The organism is Vibrio sp. NFR, from assembly GCF_027587095.1.
Classification (GTDB): domain Bacteria; phylum Pseudomonadota; class Gammaproteobacteria; order Enterobacterales; family Vibrionaceae; genus Vibrio; species Vibrio harveyi.
Genome location: NZ_JAPPTN010000011.1, coordinates 146233 through 166660, shown reverse-complemented (window position 1 = coordinate 166660; position 20428 = coordinate 146233). Strand labels below are relative to the sequence as shown.

Genomic DNA, 20428 nt, shown 5'->3' with positions numbered 1-20428 from the left:
CGCTAGGCGATTCAAAAATAATAGGGGCGAGCGAATTCGCCCCTTTTTGCGTTCAGTTAGGGTCGTCTTAACCCAACCTTAACCTGACCCTTTTTAGTATCCACTCTCGAAAAAAGCGAAAATAATAACGAGCATGGAGAGTGGTAGCGTGACGGTTCTTATCGGTAGTCGATTTGTTTACTCTTTTCTTGATGGCACCATTGTGGATACCGAGCAAGAAGAAGAGACAAAAGTGCTTGGCAAAAACAGCAATCAGTTACTTAGTATGATGATTGAACACCCAAACCAAACTCTATCGAGGCAAATTCTGTTTGATAGAATTTGGACGGATAATGACGTTAAAGTCACTGAAGCGAGTTTGACCCAAGCCATTGCAACGCTAAGAAGGACCTTGTGCGACAATCGTCAAAAGTCTGAGTATATTCTTACTGTGCCTAAGTGCGGTTACCGTTTCATCGCTTCTGTAGAGCGTTTGCCTCCAGATAAGCTCATTGTTGAAGAGAGCCTTAAACAGCAAACACAAATCGAGATGCCTTCTTTGCATCGTGAAGAGACCACTTATGCGGTCGAGTTTTATCAAAATACCAAAAGTTGGTTAAGTAAAATTAGGGACGCTTTTGCGATATGGTAAAACACAGTCCAAAGCGTTCATTCCACCAACTAAACAACATTTAAGGGGATTTCATGTCATCCAATCACTTACAGCTTCTCATCGTAGAGGATGATCACGACCTTGCGAGCGCTGTGATTGACTATCTCGCCTTGGAAGACATCCATTGCGACCATGTGGCGAACGGCGTGGCATGCTTGCAGATGATTGAAAAAACCGACTATGACGTGATCATTTTGGATATCAATTTGCCAAGAATGAACGGCTTAGATGTATGTGAAAAACTGCGAGAACAAGGGTTGGAAACGCCAATCATCATGCTCACAGCATTAGACTCGCTGAGCGACAAACTTGCGGGATTTTCGCGCGGGGCAGATGACTACCTTATCAAACCTTTTGCGATGGAAGAGTTGATTGCCCGAACTATTGCCTTATCTAAACGACGTAGTGCGCAAAACACCAAGTTAACCATTGCCGATCTGACCATCGATGTACAAAAGAAGACTGTGAATCGAGCAGGGCAGTCCGTTTTACTGTCTCCGATTTCTTTTAAGATATTAGAAGTGCTGATGCGTGAGAGCCCTAATCCTGTCACTCGTGAGCAGTTGATGTACAAAATTTGGGGTGAAGAACAGCCCGACAGCAACAGCCTTAAAGTTCACATGTTTAACCTGCGTCAGCGCGTCGACCAAGGGCACCAGAAAAAGCTCATCAAGACCGTGGTGAAGCAAGGCTTTGTTATCTCAGAAGGAGATGTGTCGTGAAGATCAGACCCAGTATCCGTTTATACAGTTTTTTTGCGGTATTACTCACAGGCGTTACGACAATCGTGGTGTTGTCCGTTTTAACTATGCACTACTTTTTCTCCGGCATGGACATCGCACTAAGAGACTCGATGTTCTCTCACGCGATCTCTATAGAGACCCAACCTGGAGAACCAGTAAAAATCAGCGACTTTACCATTGCTTCACGTTGGCGCGATCTGCCCCAAGATGTGCGTGAGAATATTCCTCGTGATAGCTTGGAAACGAATACACTTACCAACTATTTTGTTGATGGTTCGATCTTCTCGCCACCAAAAATGGCATTGTTTGCGATGAAAGTGCAGCATAATGGCATGCTGAAATATGTCTCAGTGTCTTTTTACGACAGCTCTGAGCAGTTCCCCGTTGATGATGAGTTTCCTCACTTCTTCATTATTTTTTCTACCGCGTTGGTGGCGATATTGCTGTTCTATTTGGTTTTGATCATCATCTTTCGCAAGGTCACAACACCTGTTGAACAGTTAAAGAATTGGGCAAAGAACATGACGACGGATCAACTTAGTCAGCCTATTCCAGATTTTCACTACAGTGAGCTCAACGTGCTGGCGAATATCGTTAAATCAAGCATGGAGTCAGTGCAGCAAAGTGTTGAGCGTGAGAAAAAATTTCTTGCCTACGCGAGTCATGAGCTAAGAACACCTATTGCGGTCACCAAAACCAATACCGAACTGCTAAAGAAGATGTGTGAAAAGCAAGTTGAGGTGGAAAAACAACAGGAGGTGCTCAGACGGATATCGCGTGCAAATGCGACGATGACCGACTTAACAGAAGCAATACTGTGGCTCAACCGAGGTAACGCGCCTCAAATCCCTGCCAAAGAAGTGGTGTTGGGAGATTTATTAGCCCAAATCATTGATGAATTGTCCTATTTGCTGCAAGGCAAGCAAGTAACCGTTGATATTATTACTGATCGACAACAAGTGTTATTGGTCGAACCGTTAGCGCGAATGGTTTGCACCAATCTGGTTCGCAACGCTTTCCAACACACGGCAGATGGTTTTGTGCAAGTAAAGCAAGAGGGCAGTTCGGTGGTGATATTCAATCAAAGTGCAACTCAAGATGCAGAAGAGAACAATCTCGGTTTTGGCTTAGGGCTTGAATTGACTGAACGAATCATCAAGCAGAACAACTGGCTGTATAAAAACCGAGCCATTGATAATGGTCATGATGTTTTTATTGATTTTCTTCCAAATTAAGTTCGACGCTTTTTGATAATACAACCCCTCGATTTACCGAGGGGCTGTTTTAAGCAAAGTACAAACGTGGAAGCTTAACGAGAAATGATCTTGATTGAACTGATCTTATCTTCAAAGCCATCGGCATTGTATGAGCCATGATCGCGGGTGTAGTAATCACCTCGGAAGTTTTTATCGACATAGAAACGGACACGCCATCCGCGAGGGATAGAAAACGAGCTCATTTTGTCATCGAATTTGTACATACTGAGGTCGGAAATGTCATGGCTAAGCATCAGTGATGGACCTGTTTGGTGTCGATACTGATAAATCACGGCTGACGCATTATCACTCACATCACTATCACTACTGCCACGAAGAGAGGAGCCTTCGCATTTCGCATCAGACGTTTTACAAAAGATACTGCCTTCCCCATATTGCTTTTCACAACTGCTTCGTACGTTCTGTCTTGCCTCTGCTTCAGTTCGACCTGCTTGAGAAAATGTATCCATAAAAGGTTTTAGAGAGCAAACGTAAACAAAATCACCGCCATAGCTAAGCGACGGTAAAAACAGCAATGTTCCTAACATAAATCTCTTAACCAAAGTCATATTGACAATCCTAATTTAAGTCGATCAAATAATCGCAGAATGAATACCACAACTTTGTGCTTAGGTAATGAGAACGGAGTGTTATGGCTTGAAAATTCACCTTAAAATTACACAAGCGCATGTTGTTGCTCATTATTTCGGCGATTTATTGACAAGTGCATTTCTGAGCGGAAAGAAAGGCAGCCAGAAAGCTCAACGAAAGTGAAACCATTTATGGTAAGTCACGTCGTTAAGTAATCCTGGTGAAAAAGCGCAATAGGTGAGAAATCCTTATCAAGCAAGTGAATTTTATAAAGTTCGTCTTCTGGCAGATTGAGTACTAGAAACTGAGACCAAAGCGTTTGATTGTTAATGAATTGTTTCTTTTAAAGCTCAAGGTGCTTTATATGAGAGTGCTCTTTGTCGTGAGAAGAGTAAATGGTGATGCCTAAGTGGTAACGGCATTTAAGGAACTCATCATATAGAAGAATAAAGATGGAACTAAAAAATCTCACCGTCGCAATAGCGACCTTCTTTGCTAGTACGAACGCGCTTGCTTTAAGTGAGCCATCGCAGCAAGTCACAGAAATATATCAACATCACGCTCATCAAAACGGTAATGATAGAGCGTTGCCAGATTATGCACCAACTAAGCTGCTTCCCCAGCAACCGAAACCGACCCTTCGTACCCTTTCTACTCGGTCTGCGGAGCAGGCAGCAAACGTGTGTGATGTAGAAGCTTTCACTTCAAACAGTAGCAACGATGTGCTCAACGCAATCAAAACCCAAGGAGCAAGTTGTGTTAATGCGCTTTTCTCAGCTGAGAGTCGAATACAAGAAGCGGCGTTCGAATCTGGGCACATGTACAACATTGCAAAGCACACGACCAATTTAGCGAAAGCCTACGCTGGGGGCGGCAGTGATGAGCTTGAAGCTTTGTTCCTGTATTTGCGAGCAGGTTATTACGCTGAGTTTTACAACAGCAAGGTCTCGTTTCTTTCTTGGGTGACCCCTGCAGTAAAAGAAGCCGTCGATGCCTTCGTTAACAATGCGAACTTCTATGAGAACAGTGACCCACATGGCAAGGTGCTCAGTGAAGTGATTATCACTATGGACAGTGCAGGGCTCCAGCATGCCTACCTACCACAGGTTACGCAGTGGCTCACTCGCTGGGACAGTCAATACGCTCAGAACTGGTACATGCGTAATGCAGTGAATGGCGTATTTACCATTTTGTTTGGTGGTCAGTGGAATGAGCAATTTGTGCAAACCATCGGTAATCAGACTGAGCTTGTTAAAGCACTAGGGGATTTTGCGCTACGCTCGTCAGCTATCGGTGCTAGTGATGAGTTTATGGCAGCGAATGCTGGTCGTGAGTTAGGACGATTAACCAAATATTCCGGTAGTGCTTCCAGTACAGTGAAAAGCAAACTGACCGAGATCTTTGCTCAATACGAGATGTACGGTAGAGGCGATGCCATTTGGCTTGGCGCTGCCGATACAGTCTCTTATTACGCGGATTGTAGTGACTATGGAATTTGTAACTTTGAGTCCCAGTTGAAGGGTTTAGTGCTTTCTCAATCGTACACGTGTAGTCCTACCATTCGTATTTTGTCGCAGAACATGACGCAAGATCAGCACGTCGCGGCTTGTTCGAAGATGGGGTACGAAGAGGGGTATTTCCACACTTCACTTGAGACAGGAAGACAGCCTGTTGCGGATGACTACAACACGCAGTTGCAGGTCAATATCTTTGATTCAAGCGATGATTACGGCAAATACGCTGGACCGATTTTTAACATCAGTACCAACAATGGAGGAATGTACCTTGAGGGCGATCCATCAACGCCGGGGAACATCCCTAATTTTGTTGCTTATGAAGCGCCTTACGCCAACCCAGATCACTTTGTGTGGAACCTAGAGCACGAGTATGTTCATTACCTTGATGGACGATTTGACCTTTATGGTGGCTTCGGTCATCCAACTGAAAGAATCGTGTGGTGGAGTGAGGGCATTGCCGAATATGTGTCGAAGGAGAACGATAACCAAGCTGCGATAGACACCATCAAAGATGGGTCAACGTTTACGCTCAGCGAGATCTTTGAGACCAGTTATGATGGCTTTGATGTCGATAGAATTTATCGCTGGGGTTACTTGGCGGTTCGATTCATGTTTGAGCGACATAAAGACGACGTAAATCAAATGCTGATAGAAACTCGTCAGGGTAACTGGGCAAATTACAAAGCAACCATTAATCAGTGGGCAATCTTATACCAGAGCGAGTTTGAACAGTGGCAACAAGCTCTTGTTTCTGGTGATGCTCCTAATGCAGTCATAACCGCAAACAGTGAGGGCAAAGTCGGTGAAAGCATTACATTTAGCAGTGAGAACAGCACGGATGCAAACGGGAAGATCGTCAGCGTCTTGTGGGATTTCGGTGATGGCACGACCAGCACACAAACCCAGCCGTCGCACCAATATGGCAGTGAAGGGCAGTACACGATCAGCTTAACCGTGACTGATAATGATGGGCTAACCGCAAGCACGACACACAGTCTTACTATTACGGCGCAGGGCGGTTCTGATGCGCTACCACAAGATTGTGCAGTGCAAAGTAAAATCAGTGGTGGACGCTTAACTGTGGGACAAGCGGCGTGTTTGGCGACGCAACAAACCATTTGGTTGAGTATCCCAGCGGTCAATGAGCACACCAGCATGGCAATCACCACGGCAAATGGGGTAGGCGACCTGAAAATTGAGTACAGCAATGATGGTTGGCCAAACGGTTCAAATCACCATGCGTGGTCAGACAATGCGGGTAATGCTGAGTGTATTACCTTGTCCAATCAGCGCAATTACTGGGGGTATGTTAAAGTCTCTGGTGAGTTTGAAAATGCCGCGATTGTAGTGGACTTTGATACCTCAGGTTGTCGTCAGTAAACGTTGTTTCTGTTAATTAAGATCAACTGGTCCTAGTAACAACAGAAAATGAAACGCCCAGCACGAGTTTACATTGTGCTGGGCGTTTTTATTCATATTGAATATCGGTTAAGGCTTAGAAGTGCCCCAAGTACTGCCAATCAGCGTTGTTTGGGTTCGCCTCCGTTGGCCAAGGGAAGTACCAGTACTTGCCGTCAATGAGGCGGTAGTAATGGTAACCACCACGGAAGTGGTACACGTAAATATCGTTTATCGTTCCCGTGTTGTTGTTCTCGCCCCAAACTCCCATGCGATCTTGTTTGTGCCACGCTAAGATTTCGGCTTCAAACTTAGCTAGGTCACTGTTGAGCTCAGCAATGTACTGTTCAATATCCGTATCGCTACCAATAAAGCGCCAATCAGCGTCAGAGGTGTTTTGAACTGGCAACGCGCTGCTCACTCCCGGACGTTTTTGCATAAAGTAACGGCGCTCACCACTTTCATCTGTATCAATGAAAATAGCGTTCTCAGATTGTCCCCATGCCGTTGAACTCGCTTGTTCCCACGTTAGCAACTGCGGTTGATTGAAGTAGTTGGCAATGCGCTGTGCATTGTCGATGTTACTACGATCGACTTTCAGTGGGTTAAAACCAAACTGGACATGGTTTTCCGCTGAGCCTAGGTACTTCCAGCCTTCATTGCCTGCTTGGTTGGTTGGGAAATCCGCCGCAGAGATATCACGCATTAGGAAGTAATCGCGAGTGCCGGTGACTGGGTTAGGGTACACGTAAAGTGCACCAGCGCGGCGTTCTGCGCTTGTCTCACCATTGTTCAGCACACCCGCTCCGTAGTTGTCTGCTACGAACTTGTCGAAGTCAGCCACAAAGCCAAAGTCGATGCGGTTTAACGCTGCGTTGTCGGCAAACATGACTTGTTCATCAACGTATTGTTTGTAACTGTGCTCCTGACCAACAAAGATAGGACCAACAAGCTTATCGATCGCTGGGTTTTGATCAGTGATCAAGCTATCTAGCACTTGTTCACCATTCACGTCAGTACAACTTAAGGTGACACGAGTCGGCAGTGGCAGTTGCTCTAGGTTAAAGTGGAACTTGTTGCTTTGTGAGTCGTTTAATCGGCTACTTGCAACTGCAATGTTTTGTACTGAGCCATCCTGGCGCTCCACCGTAACTGCACAGCTACGTTGAGAGATCATACTTGGCTGATGCATTCCACCTTGATGTCGTGCGTAACGCCAATCTGCTCCGTTGTTGTGTTTCACGCCGCTAAACTGTTGGCAATGGGAAGAGGTAAAGTAGCCCGCACCATCATGGCTCGTGCCAGATTTATCAAGCACGCAAAGTGGCACTTCGCCAATTTCGGTGTTCGGCGTGTAAGTCACAGCACCTTCACCGTATTTAGACAGCAATGAGTAGTCATGATCTTGAGATATCATGCGCTCACGCTGACCATTGATGTTCCAGTACATGTCTTCGCTGCTTTCACAACGCGCCATATCCGTACTGACTGTACCGACGAAGTTTGCACTTTCGCCGTTGCTTGCCGTGTAGGTGAACTGACAAATACGAGCTTGCTGATTGTTGACCTTCATCGTCTGCCACAAATCTTGTTGAATTTGCTCGTCAGACAAAGAAGACACCGCTTGCCAGCCTTCCGGATGATAAGTTACGTCTGGTGCAGAAGGCAGCTCAAACACGTTGCCGTAGTTGGAGTAAATCAGCGGGTAAACTTGGCTTGCAAGTTCGTTACGCGGATCGTAAATGCCTAACATGGTGACAACAGGCACGCCTGCTGCAGTAGGTACTGGCGTGTCGGTTTGTGCTTCTTCGTAACTTTGGCTTTCTTGATTCCAACGAACATAACCAGTCGAGCTGTTTAAATTGACGTTAAAGCCGTTATTGAGCCACGTTTGTACACGGCGAGACTGAGAAGGGTGCTCTAACGTGTAATGACTAATGGTGCCTAATAGTGCGGCTTCACCACCGGCTTGAGCGTCACGCATAAAGCGGAATTCACCCGCAAATGGTGGTACCACTTCACCACCCACATCGTTAGTCGTGGCTTCACCTGTCCAGTGTAAGTTACCGATAAAGCGGCGATGCAGAGCATCCCAACCCCATCCAGATTCCAAGTCGTGCGTAGAAGCATACCAAGGGTAGTGACCGAGACCGTAGTTATGACCCAGCTCGTGCGACCATTCGTTACCTGTTGTTGCCGTTAACGTCACGATGCCACCGCCGCCACTGCCGCCATGGTCAATAATACCGTTGGTGTACACGCCGCGGTTGGTGTGCGCAGTAATGTGGTTGAAGCGTTTATTGTAAGCTTGCGAATAGCCAGCACTATCGGTAATGCCGACGTTAGCATTATTCACACCTGTAGATACCAGTGCTTTACCAATGGCTTCACGCATATCACCGCCGTGCCAACCACCTTCACTGTCTGAGCTTGTGGTGTAAACCTTACCGTTTGGCAGCGTCACTTTCGGGAAATAAGCGGCAGTGTAATCCGCCATCACCAGTTTAGATGCTGGGATTTTCTGGAAGTAATCGGCGCTGAGTTTTGCCATGTTTTTGATCATGGTGTTGCCATCACGTGGCGCCGTGAGCATACCCATGTCGATGTTTTGAATGATAAGCTCCGGCGCGCCGCCAAAGACAAGTTCATTAGCAGCTAAATCGCCTTGGCGATCAGTGTTATCGGTTAAGCGCAGCGACAAGCCTGGCTTCATCCAATCCCATTGCAGCGGCAGTGACCACGCGTGATGGGAGAATACCACTTTAGAACGTCCATTATCTGGCTGATCAGAAGCCGCAAGCGCGCTTGGTGGCAGCATTGGGAGGCGAGTGATTACAGTGCCTTCAAAGCTCACTTCTACCCAAACTTGTTGAACGGTTTTGTCTTCTGGTGTGAATAGAAGCAAAGCTTCACGGTCGATCACCAAGTCAGGGAACAGGTTCACATCGTTTTGATTCGGGGCGGTGGTAGTATGGGTTTGAGCAAAATGGATAGAACCAGTCAAATCGCCATTCAAGTGATTTACTAGCGGTAATTCGTCAGCGTAACCAAGGCGTGCGGCACTTGTCGTGAACTCAATCTTTTGTGGCTCGATACAATCAATCGCATTGCACGAAGAAAGCTCCGCCGTGTACCGAGTGTCTGGTTTCAGGCTGCCAATGAACAAGCCAGATTGAACGTTGTCATAACGAACGGGCTCTGAACCTGATTCGGTCAACGTCAAAACCACGTTGTCATTCGCGTTTTGCGTAGCCCATTTTAGCTGAACACCTTGATCTGAAACGCTGGCTACGTTCAATGCATTGATGCTTGGCGCAGATAGGTCATCACAGTCAGAAGTCTCGATGTTTTGAATCATATCTGACTGCCAAATGTATTCGCCATTTGGACCCTTAGAGCCTCGGGCAGCAGGGATATATTCTACGTAGCAACCTGTGTCGTCTGGGTTCATCACACCAAACTCTTTGTGGATCAGGTAGAAACCACCGTTATACCAAATAAATTCCCATTCCGGACCGACGAAGTCCACTACGTTGCGATAAGCTTGGTCTTGCTCTCCAAACATAAAAGGAAACTTAGGGTAGTTATCGAAGTTAACCCAGTATTCATGTCCTTGGAAATTTAGATAGGTTTTGCCATCACGTTGATAGGTGTCTTGACCTTTGTCTGCTAACTGCTTGAGCATTTCAATGCGTTCAAAGGTTTGATTTCCGATTTCGACCAAGGTTAGGTCGTGGTTCGCGTTTGCGAAAGCGGCTGTACTTCCTAGGAGTGAAGAGATCAGCCAAGCGAGCGTATTTTTCTTCATATGAGACTCTACTTTTGCCAATGGAATAGACATTAAACATGCCGCCAGAAGCTCGGCACTTAGGGGAGTTGCATCATCCATTTCAATATGAACGGATGATAAATTTGATTATCTGATGGGATTTGAGTTTTAAATAGGTGGGATAAATCGGACTTGTGACTCTGCTTCCAGCTCTGATTTGATCACGAAATCGAATTGATATCTTATGTCCAAATTCGTATTTATCTATCTATACAAAATAGGGTTCTTTATATAGTAAATTAATAAAATGCCTTTATTTTATAATAAGTTAGACTTTAAATGAAAAAAGCCAGCCCGAGGGCTGGCAATCAAACTAAGTTATTTGAAATTAACAAGAGTTTGAAATGAAAATGAAATTGGTGATGAATAAAACGCTATTTTTCAACCATCTGGGTTGCACCTTGTAGCCAAGTTTTGTCATGCGCATCTAATGATGGGCTGAGCGCTTTGTAAACCTGGGTGTGATAGTGATTTAACCAATCCACTTCGTCTTGGTTAAGTAAGGTGACATCGAGCATGCTGGTGGCAATTGGGGCGAGGGTAATGGTCTCAAAACCGTAAAATGTGCCAAATTCATTCTGATCGACTTCCACGACTTTCATGATGTTCTCGATACGAACGCCGTATTCACCTTCGCGATACACGCCCGGTTCGTTGGTGATCACCATGCCTGGTTTCAGTTCCACTTCGCGATGGCTTTGCGAAAAGTTTTGTGGACCCTCATGAACATTTAAGCAAATACCAACACCATGTCCCGTGCCGCATTTATAATCGATACCATGCTGCCACAACATTCCGCGAGCCATGATGTCGAGATTGGCACCCGTAGAGCCTTTCATAAATCGAGTCTGAGTCAGTCGGATGACCGCTTTGAGCACTAAGGTGTAATCTTTGCGCTGTTTAATGGTCGGTGACCCGAAATGGAAAGTACGGGTGATATCCGTAGTGCCGCCAAGGTACTGACCGCCAGAGTCGACAAGAAAGAAATTGCTCTCGTTGATGACGGCATTGCTTTCTTCATCGGCAGCGTAGTGCATTTTGGCACCATGGGCAGCAAAGCCTGCGATGGTGCGAAAACTGTCGCTCACATAATGGCGAGTTTGACGGCGATAACTTTTTAACTGCGCCTCAGCAGACAATTCAGTAACAAGCCCACTTGGGACTTGGTCTTCTAGCCAACTCATGAACCTGACAACTGCCACACCATCGTCCTTCAATGACTGTTCGAGATTGGCTAGCTCGGTCGGGTTTTTGCTGGCTTTCATGTCGGTGACCGGGCAAGCCATTGGCTTTAGTGAAACGTTTTGCTCAATTGCACTGACCAATAAGCTATCGGTGTAACTTGGGTTAAACGCAAGAGAAAGACCTTCACATTGCTGATTCAAATATTGGTTCACGTAGTCGTAATGACGAACGCTGACACCCTGCTCGTTGAGATGCTTTTCTATCTCTACGGGCAACTTCGCTTTGTCGATAAATGCGGTAGCGCGCGTTTGTTCCACCACAAGATACGCTTCAGATACTGGGCAGTAAGGAGTATCTGCACCGCGAATGTTTAGCGTCCACATTACATCGTCTAACGTGGACACCAATAAACTGTCAACGTGGTTGTCGCCAAGCCAAGAACGAAGGTCTGCCAGCTTTTGCCTAGTGTCTATGCCGGCAAAGGCGACAGGGTGCTCAAAGATCTTTTCAGTTGGTCTGCTAGGACGGTCATGCCAGATTGGTGTCAGTAAGTCGAGGTCGAGGATAATCTGAATGTGTTTAGGCTCAAGCGCTTGTTTGAGTTCTTGGTAAAATGCATAGCTGATAGAGCGTCCATCTACTGCGATGGTACTGTTGGCTTCTAACGTGCTGGCTAACCATTTTGGAATGCTTGGCGTCTCTGGTTGACGTGCTTTAAATAGGTTGAGTCCAGTACCATGAAGCTGTTCTTCAGCTTGAATGTAGTAACGACCGTCGGTCCATAATCCACCGCCTTGAGTAGTGATAACAACGTTGCCTGCCGAGCCGGTAAAACCAGAAATCCATGTTCGACCAGCCCAATGATCCGCAGAGTATTCACTATTGTGAGGATCGTTGTTTGTTACGATGTAGGCTGCAACGTTATAAGTTGCCATCGCATCTCGCAGCGATGAAAGGCGTTGATTTACCAAGTTTGTTGTATTCATGAAAGACTTCCTGAAATCATGTTTGAACAATAGATATGATGTTGCTCAGAGCCAATTTTTGCAGGGCTTTGCTGCCCGCAGAGTTGGGTTGCTTCTGGACATCGGGTTCGAAAAACGCAACCGCTCGGAGGGCTGAGCGGGGAAGGGAGATCGCCGGGCAGCAATTGGATCTCGCGGTTGCGTGCTAATTGAGGATTGGCGATTGGCACAGCAGAAAGCAGCGCTTTGGTATAAGGGTGCTGCGCATCATCAAATACTTGGTCGTAACGTCCGACTTCCATCGGCTTACCCAGATACATCACCATTACGCGATCACTAATATGACGTACCACGCTGAGGTCGTGAGCAATCATTACCAGTGTCAGTCCCATCTCTTGTTTGAGGTCATCGAGTAGATTGATCACTTGCGCCTGAATGGACACATCAAGTGCGCTAACGGGTTCATCACACACCACCAAGTCAGGATTAAGAATCAACGCACGTGCGATGCCGACACGTTGACACTGACCACCAGAAAACTCATGCGGATAGCGGTTACGCTGGCTTGCGAGCAGTCCTACTTTGTCCATCATGGCGATGACTCGCTTTTCAACTTCGGCACGTTTAAGCCCTGGTTCGTGTGTTAGCAGTGGTTCGGCAATGCATTCTGAAATGGTTAAACGCGGGTTTAAGCTGGCTGATGGGTCTTGAAATATCATCTGGAATTCGCGACGACGAAGGGCGAGTGCGTTTTTGCCAAAGCCACGCATATCTTCACCTTTCCACGTCAGGGTGCCATGTGTCGGTTCAATCAAACGAAGTAGTGCGCGCGCTAATGTGGACTTACCACAGCCGGATTCACCGACAATGCCAAGGGTTTCGCCTCGGTACACATCTAAGTCAATGCCATTCACCGCCTTGACGATCTTTCTTCGACTAGGAATGATATGGCGCGATACTGGAAAGTGGACTTTCAGGTCGCGGGCAGACAATAACACTTCTTGCTGGGTCATAACGTTTCCTTAAGCCGATTGATGAATAAGAGAAATACTGCCTTGCGCTTTGACATGACAGGCGATGGATTGGCGTCCGTTAAGGGGCGCGAACCGAGGTGTTTGTGTTTGGCAACGTGGCTCACGATAGTCACAGCGATCTCTAAACGGGCAGCCTTTGTGATTAATCAGAGCGCTCGGTGGGTTACCTGCAATGGTTGGTAAACGAGGCATATCTTCTGTAATCGATGGGATCGCCTTTAGAAGCCCTTGGGTATACGGGTGAGCTGGCTGGGTGAACAAGGTGTCCGTATCGGCTTGTTCCATTTTCTGTCCGCCGTACATGACCAAAACTCGGTCACACATTTCAGCGACCACGCCCATATCGTGAGTGATGAGCAAGATGGCGGTGTTGAACTCTTGTTGTAACTCACGTAATAGTGTCAGGATTTGCGCTTGTACTGTCACGTCGAGTGCGGTTGTGGGCTCATCGGCAATAAGCAGTTCCGGTTTACACAGCAACGCCATGGCAATCATCACACGTTGGCGCATGCCACCAGAAAGCTCGTGTGGATATTGGTTCATGCGCGTTTCCGGAGAAGGAATCCGTACTGCATCTAGCATCTGAATGGATTCTGCAATGGCTTGTTTTCGGCTCATGCCTTTGTGCACCATCAGCACTTCACTGAGTTGTTTGCCAATCTTCATAAACGGGTTAAGAGACGTCATCGGATCTTGAAAGATCATGCCGATTTTCTCTGCGCGAATGCGGTTGAGCTGCTTCTTCGACATCGCGAGTAAGTTCTCGCCATGAAAACGTGCTTCGCCCGAGACGTTCCCGTTATCAGCTGTTAGCCCCATCAGCGCAAACACCGATTGGCTTTTGCCTGAGCCGGACTCGCCAACGATGCCTAGCGTTTCTCCCGCTTGAATCGTGTAAGAGAGGTTGCTGACTGCTTGCACTTGTCCGTCTGGCGTATCGAAGCGCACGTTCATGTTTTCAATTGACAGCATGGGAAGTCCTTATCGATCTTTCGGGTCAAGGGCGTCGCGTAAGCCATCGCCGATGAAGTTAAAACAAAACAGGGTAGCGACCAAAAACAGCGATGGGAAAAGTAGCATCCACAATGCCACGTCGATGGTTTTTGCGCCTTCTGAAATCAAGATTCCCCAACTGGTGTCTGGCGGTTGAACTCCTAAGCCTAAGAAACTCAAGAAGGATTCAAACATGATGAAGCCGGGCACCATTAAGGACGAATAGACCATCACGATCCCAAGCACGTTTGGCAGCACATGACGACGCACAATGGTGAATTTAGATACGCCGATGGAATGTGCTGCTTCAATAAATTCGCGCTTTTTGATACCGAAGGTAACGCCCCTTACCACTCGGGCAATACCCAGCCATGAGACCATGCCAATCACGATAAAGATCAGATAGATGTTGTTGCCAAATAAGGTTACGAACAGGATGACCATGAACATAAATGGCACTGAGTCGAGCACTTCGATGATACGCATCATTACGCTGTCTACCACGCCACCTAGATAGCCGGAAATACTGCCCCAAATGGTGCCAATCACAACGGCAACCAAGGCACCAACAAAGCCAACCAAAATCGACAGGCGACCACCTTGCATCGTGCGGGCAAATAGGTCTTGTCCTAGGTCGTCGGTACCAAAATAGTGCCCGCTGCTCAAAGAGGGTTTCCCCAACTCGTACGGGTCAGCAAGGATGTTCCAATCAATCTCATCATGTCCAAAGGCAGCAAGTGAAGGACCAAAGGTGATACACAAGATGATGAACGCCAGCACGTAAACGGAGGTCATTGCCGCGCGATTTCTGCGAAAGCGAGTCCATGCGTCTTGCCATAGACTTCGACCTTCTACAGCTTCGATATTATCAACAACTCGTTGTTGTAAGGATTGAGTATCCAGCTTTTTAATCGATAACATGCTCGGCTCCTAAACTCGGATACGCGGGTCGATAACGGTGTAGAGTAAGTCGACCACAAGGTTGAAAAAGATCGTCAGTGAAGCAACGATCAGAGTAATACCCATGACTAAGCCGTAATCGCGATTCAGTGCGCCGGAGACAAAGTGTTGTCCCATACCGCCAGTACCAAAAAAGATATCGATGATGACCGAGCCTGTGACAACCGAGACAAAAGCTGGACCCAGCATGGCGACGACGGGGATCAATGACGGTCGCAGTGCATGGTGGAACAAGATGTATGCGGTCGATAACCCTTTGGCTTTTGCAGTACGAATATAAGGTTGATTCAGTGTTTCAATCATGGCGCCGCGCATAACGCGAGCAATACTGGCGATAGAGCCAATCGCAAGGCTTAGCACTGGTAGAACGAGAAAAGCGAGTTGTCCTCCTTCCCAACCACCGGCAGGCAGCCAACCTAAATGAATCGCAAATATCGTCACCAATATTGGCGCGAGGACGAAAGCAGGCACAACAACACCCGTCATGGAAAGGGTCATCAACCCGTAATCTAAGCGGCTATTGCGTTTTAACGCAGCAATGGTGCCGAGCAACATACCAAGTGGTACGGAGATACAAAAAGACAGAACGCCAAGTAGGGCAGAGACCGGCCAAGATTGAGCGACCAACTGAGTCACCGTAAAGTCTTGATAGACAAAGCTTGGTCCTAAATCGCCTTGAGCGAAGTTGGTAATATAAATCCAGAACTGAACCAAAAATGGTTCGTCGAGGTGAAATTTGGCTTCGATGTTAGCGCGAACCACTTCCGGCATAGGACGCTCCATGTCAAACGGTCCGCCGGGTGCGATATGCATCAACCAAAAAGAGACCAAAGCGATAAACAACAACGTCGGAATCGCGATGGCTAATCGTTTGAGAATGTACCAAATCATGATCCATCATCCTTTGGTCATTCGACGTCACATGTCGTCACGTCGAGAAAGAGAAAAAAATTGGCCTGAGCTCATCACCGAGAGAAGAGAAGTTCGACACGATATGCCATGTACTCGCAATGTCAGTGCGTGTTACCGAGCCGACTCAGGCCGAAAGCATGCCATTAGTGGACTTTCACATAGACATTCTTGCGGTAGTACGAGGACTCGGGGTTAGTACGCTCGTAGCCACCAACATAAGGCTTGATCAAATATTGATCGTTGCCTGGACGGTAAACCGGGATAATCGCCATATCTTCAATCAGCATGCTTTCTGCTTGTAGATACAGCTTTGAGGGGTCATTCATGGTTTTAGAACGCGACATCAACTCATCATATTTGGGGTTGTTGTAGCGTGAATCGTTGTACTCGCCATTGGAGACGAAGATATCGAGCCATGTTGAAGCTTCGTTGTAGTCTGCGGTCCAGCCGCCACGAGTGATTTCAGTTGGCTCTTTTAATGCGTAGAACACTTTAGGCTCGAGTTGTTTAATGGTGATTTGGGCGCCTAAGCGGCTTTTCCACATGCCTGCCATTGCTGTTGCCATTTTCACGTCTTTAGAGAAGGTAGGAACTGTGAAAGTGAGTTTGAGTGGATTCGCTTTGTTATAACCAGCCTGTGCCAATAAGCGTTTGGCTTTGTCGATACGCTGATTTGTTGTCCATGTCGCGTATTCTGGGGTGTGTGATTGAAAGCCATCGGTTTGTGGCGGCACCAATGTAAACATTGGGATACCTCCGTTTCTTAAGATCGCATCGGTTAAGATCTTGCGATCAATGGCATAGGATAGGGCTTGTCGAACACGCAGGTCTTTGGTTGGCCCCTGCTGGGTGTTGAGGTAATAAAACGTCGAGCCAAGTGACGCACTGGTGTCTGCGACTTCTTGTGGCAGCTTGGTGATCAGCTTTTTCTTTTGCGCAGAAGGAATCGACATCACTTGGTCTATTTCCCCCGCTAAATAGCGATTGAGCACAACATTGGCATCACCAATCGGCAGCCACGTGATTTTATCCAACACGACGTTGTTTGCGTCCCAATAATATGGATTTTTCACCATCACCATTTTTTCGTTTACCTTCCACTCAGAAACGGTAAACGCGCCATTAGTAACAATGTGTTTTGGTTGCGTCCAGTTGCTGCCGTATTTTTCAACCGTGGCTTGATGCACTGGAGCAAGAACAGGATGACTAAGCAGCTTGATAAAAAATGGAATTGGCTTTTCAAGCGTCACTTGGAAGGTTTTTTCGTCCAGTGCTTTTACGCCAAGTGTTTGCGGTGTTGCTTCGCCTTTCATAATCGCTTGTGAGTTTTGGATGTTTGGAATCGCGGCAAACCAAGCGTAAGGGGAAGCCGTATTGGGGTCGAGTAGGCGCTGCCAACTGTAGACAAAGTCTTGTGCAGTGACATTGTCACCATTCGACCATTTTGCATCACGAAGCTGAAAGGTGTAGACCGTATTGTTGTCGTTCACCGACCAAGATTTCGCAACGCCGGGAATGGTTTTTCCTTGTTTGTCTTGAATGGTTAACCCTTCGAACAAGTCTCGACCAAGGTTAAATGCGGGCTCAGCTGCTTGCTTCGCCGGATCGATAGACGTCACTTCTGCACCGTTATTAAGCGTGATCTCTTGTGCTTCGGCGAGTGTCACGCCCGATGGGTACGGCACGGCGTAAGTCGGAGCGGCAAACATTGGGCTCATGATAGATGCCAACAAAAGTAGCTTGGGTAGTTTCATCCTTTCCTCACTCGATTCATCCTTGAAGGTGAGTTGAATGTATATTGTATAAATTGTTCAGACAATCGAGTTTTAACATACCTGTAACAGGGTGTTGAAAGCTGAGCTTTTTGGTCTCAAAAAGTGAGCCAATAGAATTTCAATTCGTGAATTTATACCGACTTGGCACAGTCAGATTATCTGCCAAGAAGGCAGGGTAAAGAGAGAGTGAAGAGAATAAAGCGGATAGAAACGAAAAATCCCCTTCATGCTCGAAGCAAGAAGGGGATCAGTGTTAGCGTTTCACATTCAGCGTAAGTTGCGCTCTATTCTCTAGATTATTTCACTAGGAAGTGCTTAACGAATTCCGTGATTTTCACCATGTCGTCAACGGCAATGAATTCTTCAGTGGTGTGTACTTTCGCCATACCAGTAGAAAGGTTTACCGTTGTTAGACCTTTCTTGTTGAAGTTGTTTGCGTCGCTACCGCCACCAGTGCCTTTTGTAAATGCATCGATGCCCATGTCAGCGAATGCCGCTTTGATTGCTGATACGTGAGCATTGTCTTCTTCGATAACAAATGCGTCGTACGCGCGGCTTGATTCGATTTCAACTTCTGCGCCGTGTTTTTCACATACTGACTCAAAGGTAGAGATCATGTGGTTCACTTGCGCTTCTAGCTTCTCACCGTTTAGAGAGCGTGCTTCAGCAACGATCTTCAGTTCTGGCATCACGATGTTTGTCGCTTGACCGCCGTTTACCATACCGATGTTTGCTGTGGTTTCTTCGTCGATACGAAGCAGTTTCATCTGGTTGATTGCATCTGCCGCTACCATGATTGCGCTGATGCCTTCTTCAGGTGCTAGACCCGCGTGTGCAGGGCGGCCTTTGATTGTCGCAACGATTTTTTGCTGACCAGGTGCCGCAGTCACGATAGTGCCGATAGGACCTCCTGTATCCAGTACGATCGCTTCGTTAGACGTTACGTGCGTCATGTCGAAGTACTCAGAGCCGAACAAACCGCCTTCTTCATGCACAGTGAAAGCAAGCTCTAACGTTTTGTGCTCTAGGTTTTCAGCTTGGATGCAGCGAACCGCTTCCATGATCGCTGCGATGCCTGATTTGTCGTCACCACCTAGGATCGTATTGCCTTTAGAGCGAATGATGCCATCTTCGATGATCGGCTCAATGCCGATGCCAGGCGTTACTGTATCCATGTGGCAGCTCATTAGGATAGAGCCTTCTTTCTTACCTTCTAGACGTGCGTACACGTTAAAGCCGTTAGAAATGTGTTCTGGTACAGGTAGCTTGTGAACAGTAAAGCCTAGTTCGCCCAGTTGCTCAGCCAGAGTTTCTGCAATTTGTTTTTCATTCATAGATTCGCTGTCGATGCGAACCAGTTGGCAGAAATGTTCAACTAGACGTTCTTGATTAATTTGTGTCATTTGGATGTCTCTTTCTTTCTTGGTCGAGACCGCAGCAGTATAGAGTGCGAGCCCGAAAGGGAACAGAACACCTCTTATTACACAGCTAATCCGAGTGAAAACTGTTTTGAATCAAAAAACGCCTCTGCCTGACATTATTCTGACCTGCTAATTACCGGATCTGATGCGGCGGTCACGAAAGTACACAATGAATGTAGAAATATGCGAAAGCGAGTTAAAAGCGAGTTTACTTAGTCAATCAATGTTTAGACTCACTAAGCCTTCAAATCGCCGCCGCGTCTACAAACCAAGTCATTCTCGCTGAACCAAGCATCTCGAGGTTACTTGGGTATAGTATGAGCTTTTGACGAATTTAGTGAGAGATGGAAAGTCTATGATTCAACAGAATTAATGCTGCATTTATGTACAGAGTCGAGCTATTTTTGTAACTGATGAAAAGTTACCAATATATCTGTAGGGTGGATTGTAATTTACCGTCTATTTATTGAAGCAATATCACAAATGTGGATTAATACAGTCTCTGTTTATTCATGTCCTCTCGCACTGCCTTTCTGGATAGACCGAACTCTGCAAAGGGTTCGGTCGCTTTAATTAGAATTCTATTAACGGATTATGCTTGATAACTAAAAAAACAAAAACAAGAAAGCCGGGCAGGGTGCTCGGCTTTTTTGATGGTTCTTTTCTATTTGTCACTGTGAAGAGCCAATAGGGTTAATCCGATCAGCCATTCAATAGTGCGTTGACTGTCTTTGCTTAGCTTAAAAGAGGTAACCGCTTCTACCTGACTTTGGAAGTCACAGAGATAAGGTGTGTGATGTTCACAAACTGTCATCAAGAATGCCAAACGCCAAATCGCCATGAACTCGGCGTCTTCTAAGCGAGTTTTCCAACTTTGGATAAAAGTGACTTCGTTGTTAGAGAGGTCGAGTTTATCCATCATCATCTTAAGTAGTCTACCTTGCAGGGCGCGCGGGATGTCGGCTTTCTTTGCAAAGTGGTGGCTTATCCCCGTCCTCGATATACCTGTTTGTTCACTCAACGTTGTGTAAGACATTTTCTCGTAACCAAGCGTGATCAACTGCTCTGTTGCCACATCGAGAATGGTGTTGATGGTGATCTGGGTATCTTCGTGTGTTCGGCGTGCCATAACTATTGCCAGTATTGTGATTAAAAAATCATACTAACATTTATCGTCTGTCATTCCATATAAACAAA

General features: G+C 46.6%; 14 protein-coding genes. 4 read left to right on the top strand and 10 right to left on the bottom strand.

Annotated elements, in window-relative coordinates:
* Positions 1-133 precede the first annotated feature (133 nt).
* From OH463_RS19770 to OH463_RS19760, 3 genes are read left to right on the top strand one after another with little or no spacing between them, the layout of a single operon-like run.
* Positions 134-631, top strand: a complete 498-nt coding sequence (locus OH463_RS19770; protein WP_047516943.1) for a winged helix-turn-helix domain-containing protein — start codon at positions 134-136, stop codon at positions 629-631.
* Between the two features lie 53 nt (positions 632-684).
* Positions 685-1374, top strand: a complete 690-nt coding sequence (locus tag OH463_RS19765; RefSeq protein WP_017818034.1) for a response regulator transcription factor — start codon at positions 685-687, stop codon at positions 1372-1374.
* Positions 1371-2630: a sensor histidine kinase gene (locus tag OH463_RS19760; RefSeq protein ID WP_017190284.1), complete on the top strand. Its 1260-nt coding sequence runs from the start codon at positions 1371-1373 to the stop codon at positions 2628-2630. The genes OH463_RS19765 and OH463_RS19760 overlap by 4 nt, the downstream gene beginning before the upstream one ends.
* A gap of 74 nt (positions 2631-2704) precedes the next feature.
* Here OH463_RS19760 and OH463_RS19755 read toward each other — a convergent pair whose 3' ends face one another.
* The gene (locus OH463_RS19755) at positions 2705-3199 is read right to left on the bottom strand and encodes a beta/gamma crystallin-related protein (protein WP_230544367.1); all 495 of its coding nucleotides are present in this window, start codon (positions 3197-3199) and stop codon (positions 2705-2707) included.
* 495 nt (positions 3200-3694) lie between these two features.
* On the opposite strand from OH463_RS19755, the gene OH463_RS19750 reads away from it, so the two are divergent.
* Positions 3695-6139 carry a collagenase gene (locus tag OH463_RS19750; RefSeq protein WP_269992255.1) on the top strand — a complete coding sequence of 815 codons (2445 nt, stop codon included), beginning with the start codon at positions 3695-3697 and terminating at the stop codon, positions 6137-6139.
* A gap of 115 nt (positions 6140-6254) precedes the next feature.
* On the opposite strand, the gene OH463_RS19745 is transcribed toward OH463_RS19750, so the two are convergent.
* From OH463_RS19745 to OH463_RS19705, 9 genes are all read right to left on the bottom strand, one after another.
* Entirely contained in the window at positions 6255-9965 is a 3711-nt protein-coding gene (locus OH463_RS19745; protein WP_269992329.1) for a M66 family metalloprotease, read from the bottom strand.
* 395 nt (positions 9966-10360) lie between these two features.
* Positions 10361-12157 (bottom strand): aminopeptidase P family protein, encoded by a 1797-nt coding sequence (locus OH463_RS19740; protein WP_269992253.1) that lies wholly within the window; start codon positions 12155-12157, stop codon positions 10361-10363.
* Positions 12154-13149 carry an ABC transporter ATP-binding protein gene (locus OH463_RS19735; RefSeq protein ID WP_050939506.1) on the bottom strand — a complete coding sequence of 332 codons (996 nt, stop codon included), beginning with the start codon at positions 13147-13149 and terminating at the stop codon, positions 12154-12156. Before OH463_RS19735 ends, OH463_RS19740 begins: the two co-directional genes overlap by 4 nt.
* A 9-nt stretch (positions 13150-13158) precedes the next feature.
* Positions 13159-14142 (bottom strand): ABC transporter ATP-binding protein, encoded by a 984-nt coding sequence (locus tag OH463_RS19730; protein WP_269992251.1) that lies wholly within the window; start codon positions 14140-14142, stop codon positions 13159-13161.
* A gap of 9 nt (positions 14143-14151) precedes the next feature.
* On the bottom strand, positions 14152-15084 hold the full coding sequence (locus OH463_RS19725) for an ABC transporter permease subunit (protein ID WP_269992249.1): 933 nt from the start codon (positions 15082-15084) through the stop codon (positions 14152-14154).
* A 9-nt stretch (positions 15085-15093) separates the two neighbouring features.
* Positions 15094-16014 (bottom strand): oligopeptide ABC transporter permease OppB, encoded by a 921-nt coding sequence (gene oppB / locus OH463_RS19720; protein WP_009705956.1) that lies wholly within the window; start codon positions 16012-16014, stop codon positions 15094-15096.
* Positions 16015-16178: 164 nt separating this feature from the next.
* A complete protein-coding gene (locus OH463_RS19715) occupies positions 16179-17789 on the bottom strand; it encodes a peptide ABC transporter substrate-binding protein (protein WP_269992246.1) in 1611 nt (536 codons plus the stop codon).
* Positions 17790-18106: 317 nt separating this feature from the next.
* Entirely contained in the window at positions 18107-19213 is a 1107-nt protein-coding gene (locus OH463_RS19710; protein ID WP_005445476.1) for a M20/M25/M40 family metallo-hydrolase, read from the bottom strand.
* Between the two features lie 682 nt (positions 19214-19895).
* On the bottom strand, positions 19896-20360 hold the full coding sequence (locus tag OH463_RS19705; RefSeq protein ID WP_009697426.1) for a TetR family transcriptional regulator: 465 nt from the start codon (positions 20358-20360) through the stop codon (positions 19896-19898).
* Positions 20361-20428 lie beyond the last annotated feature (68 nt).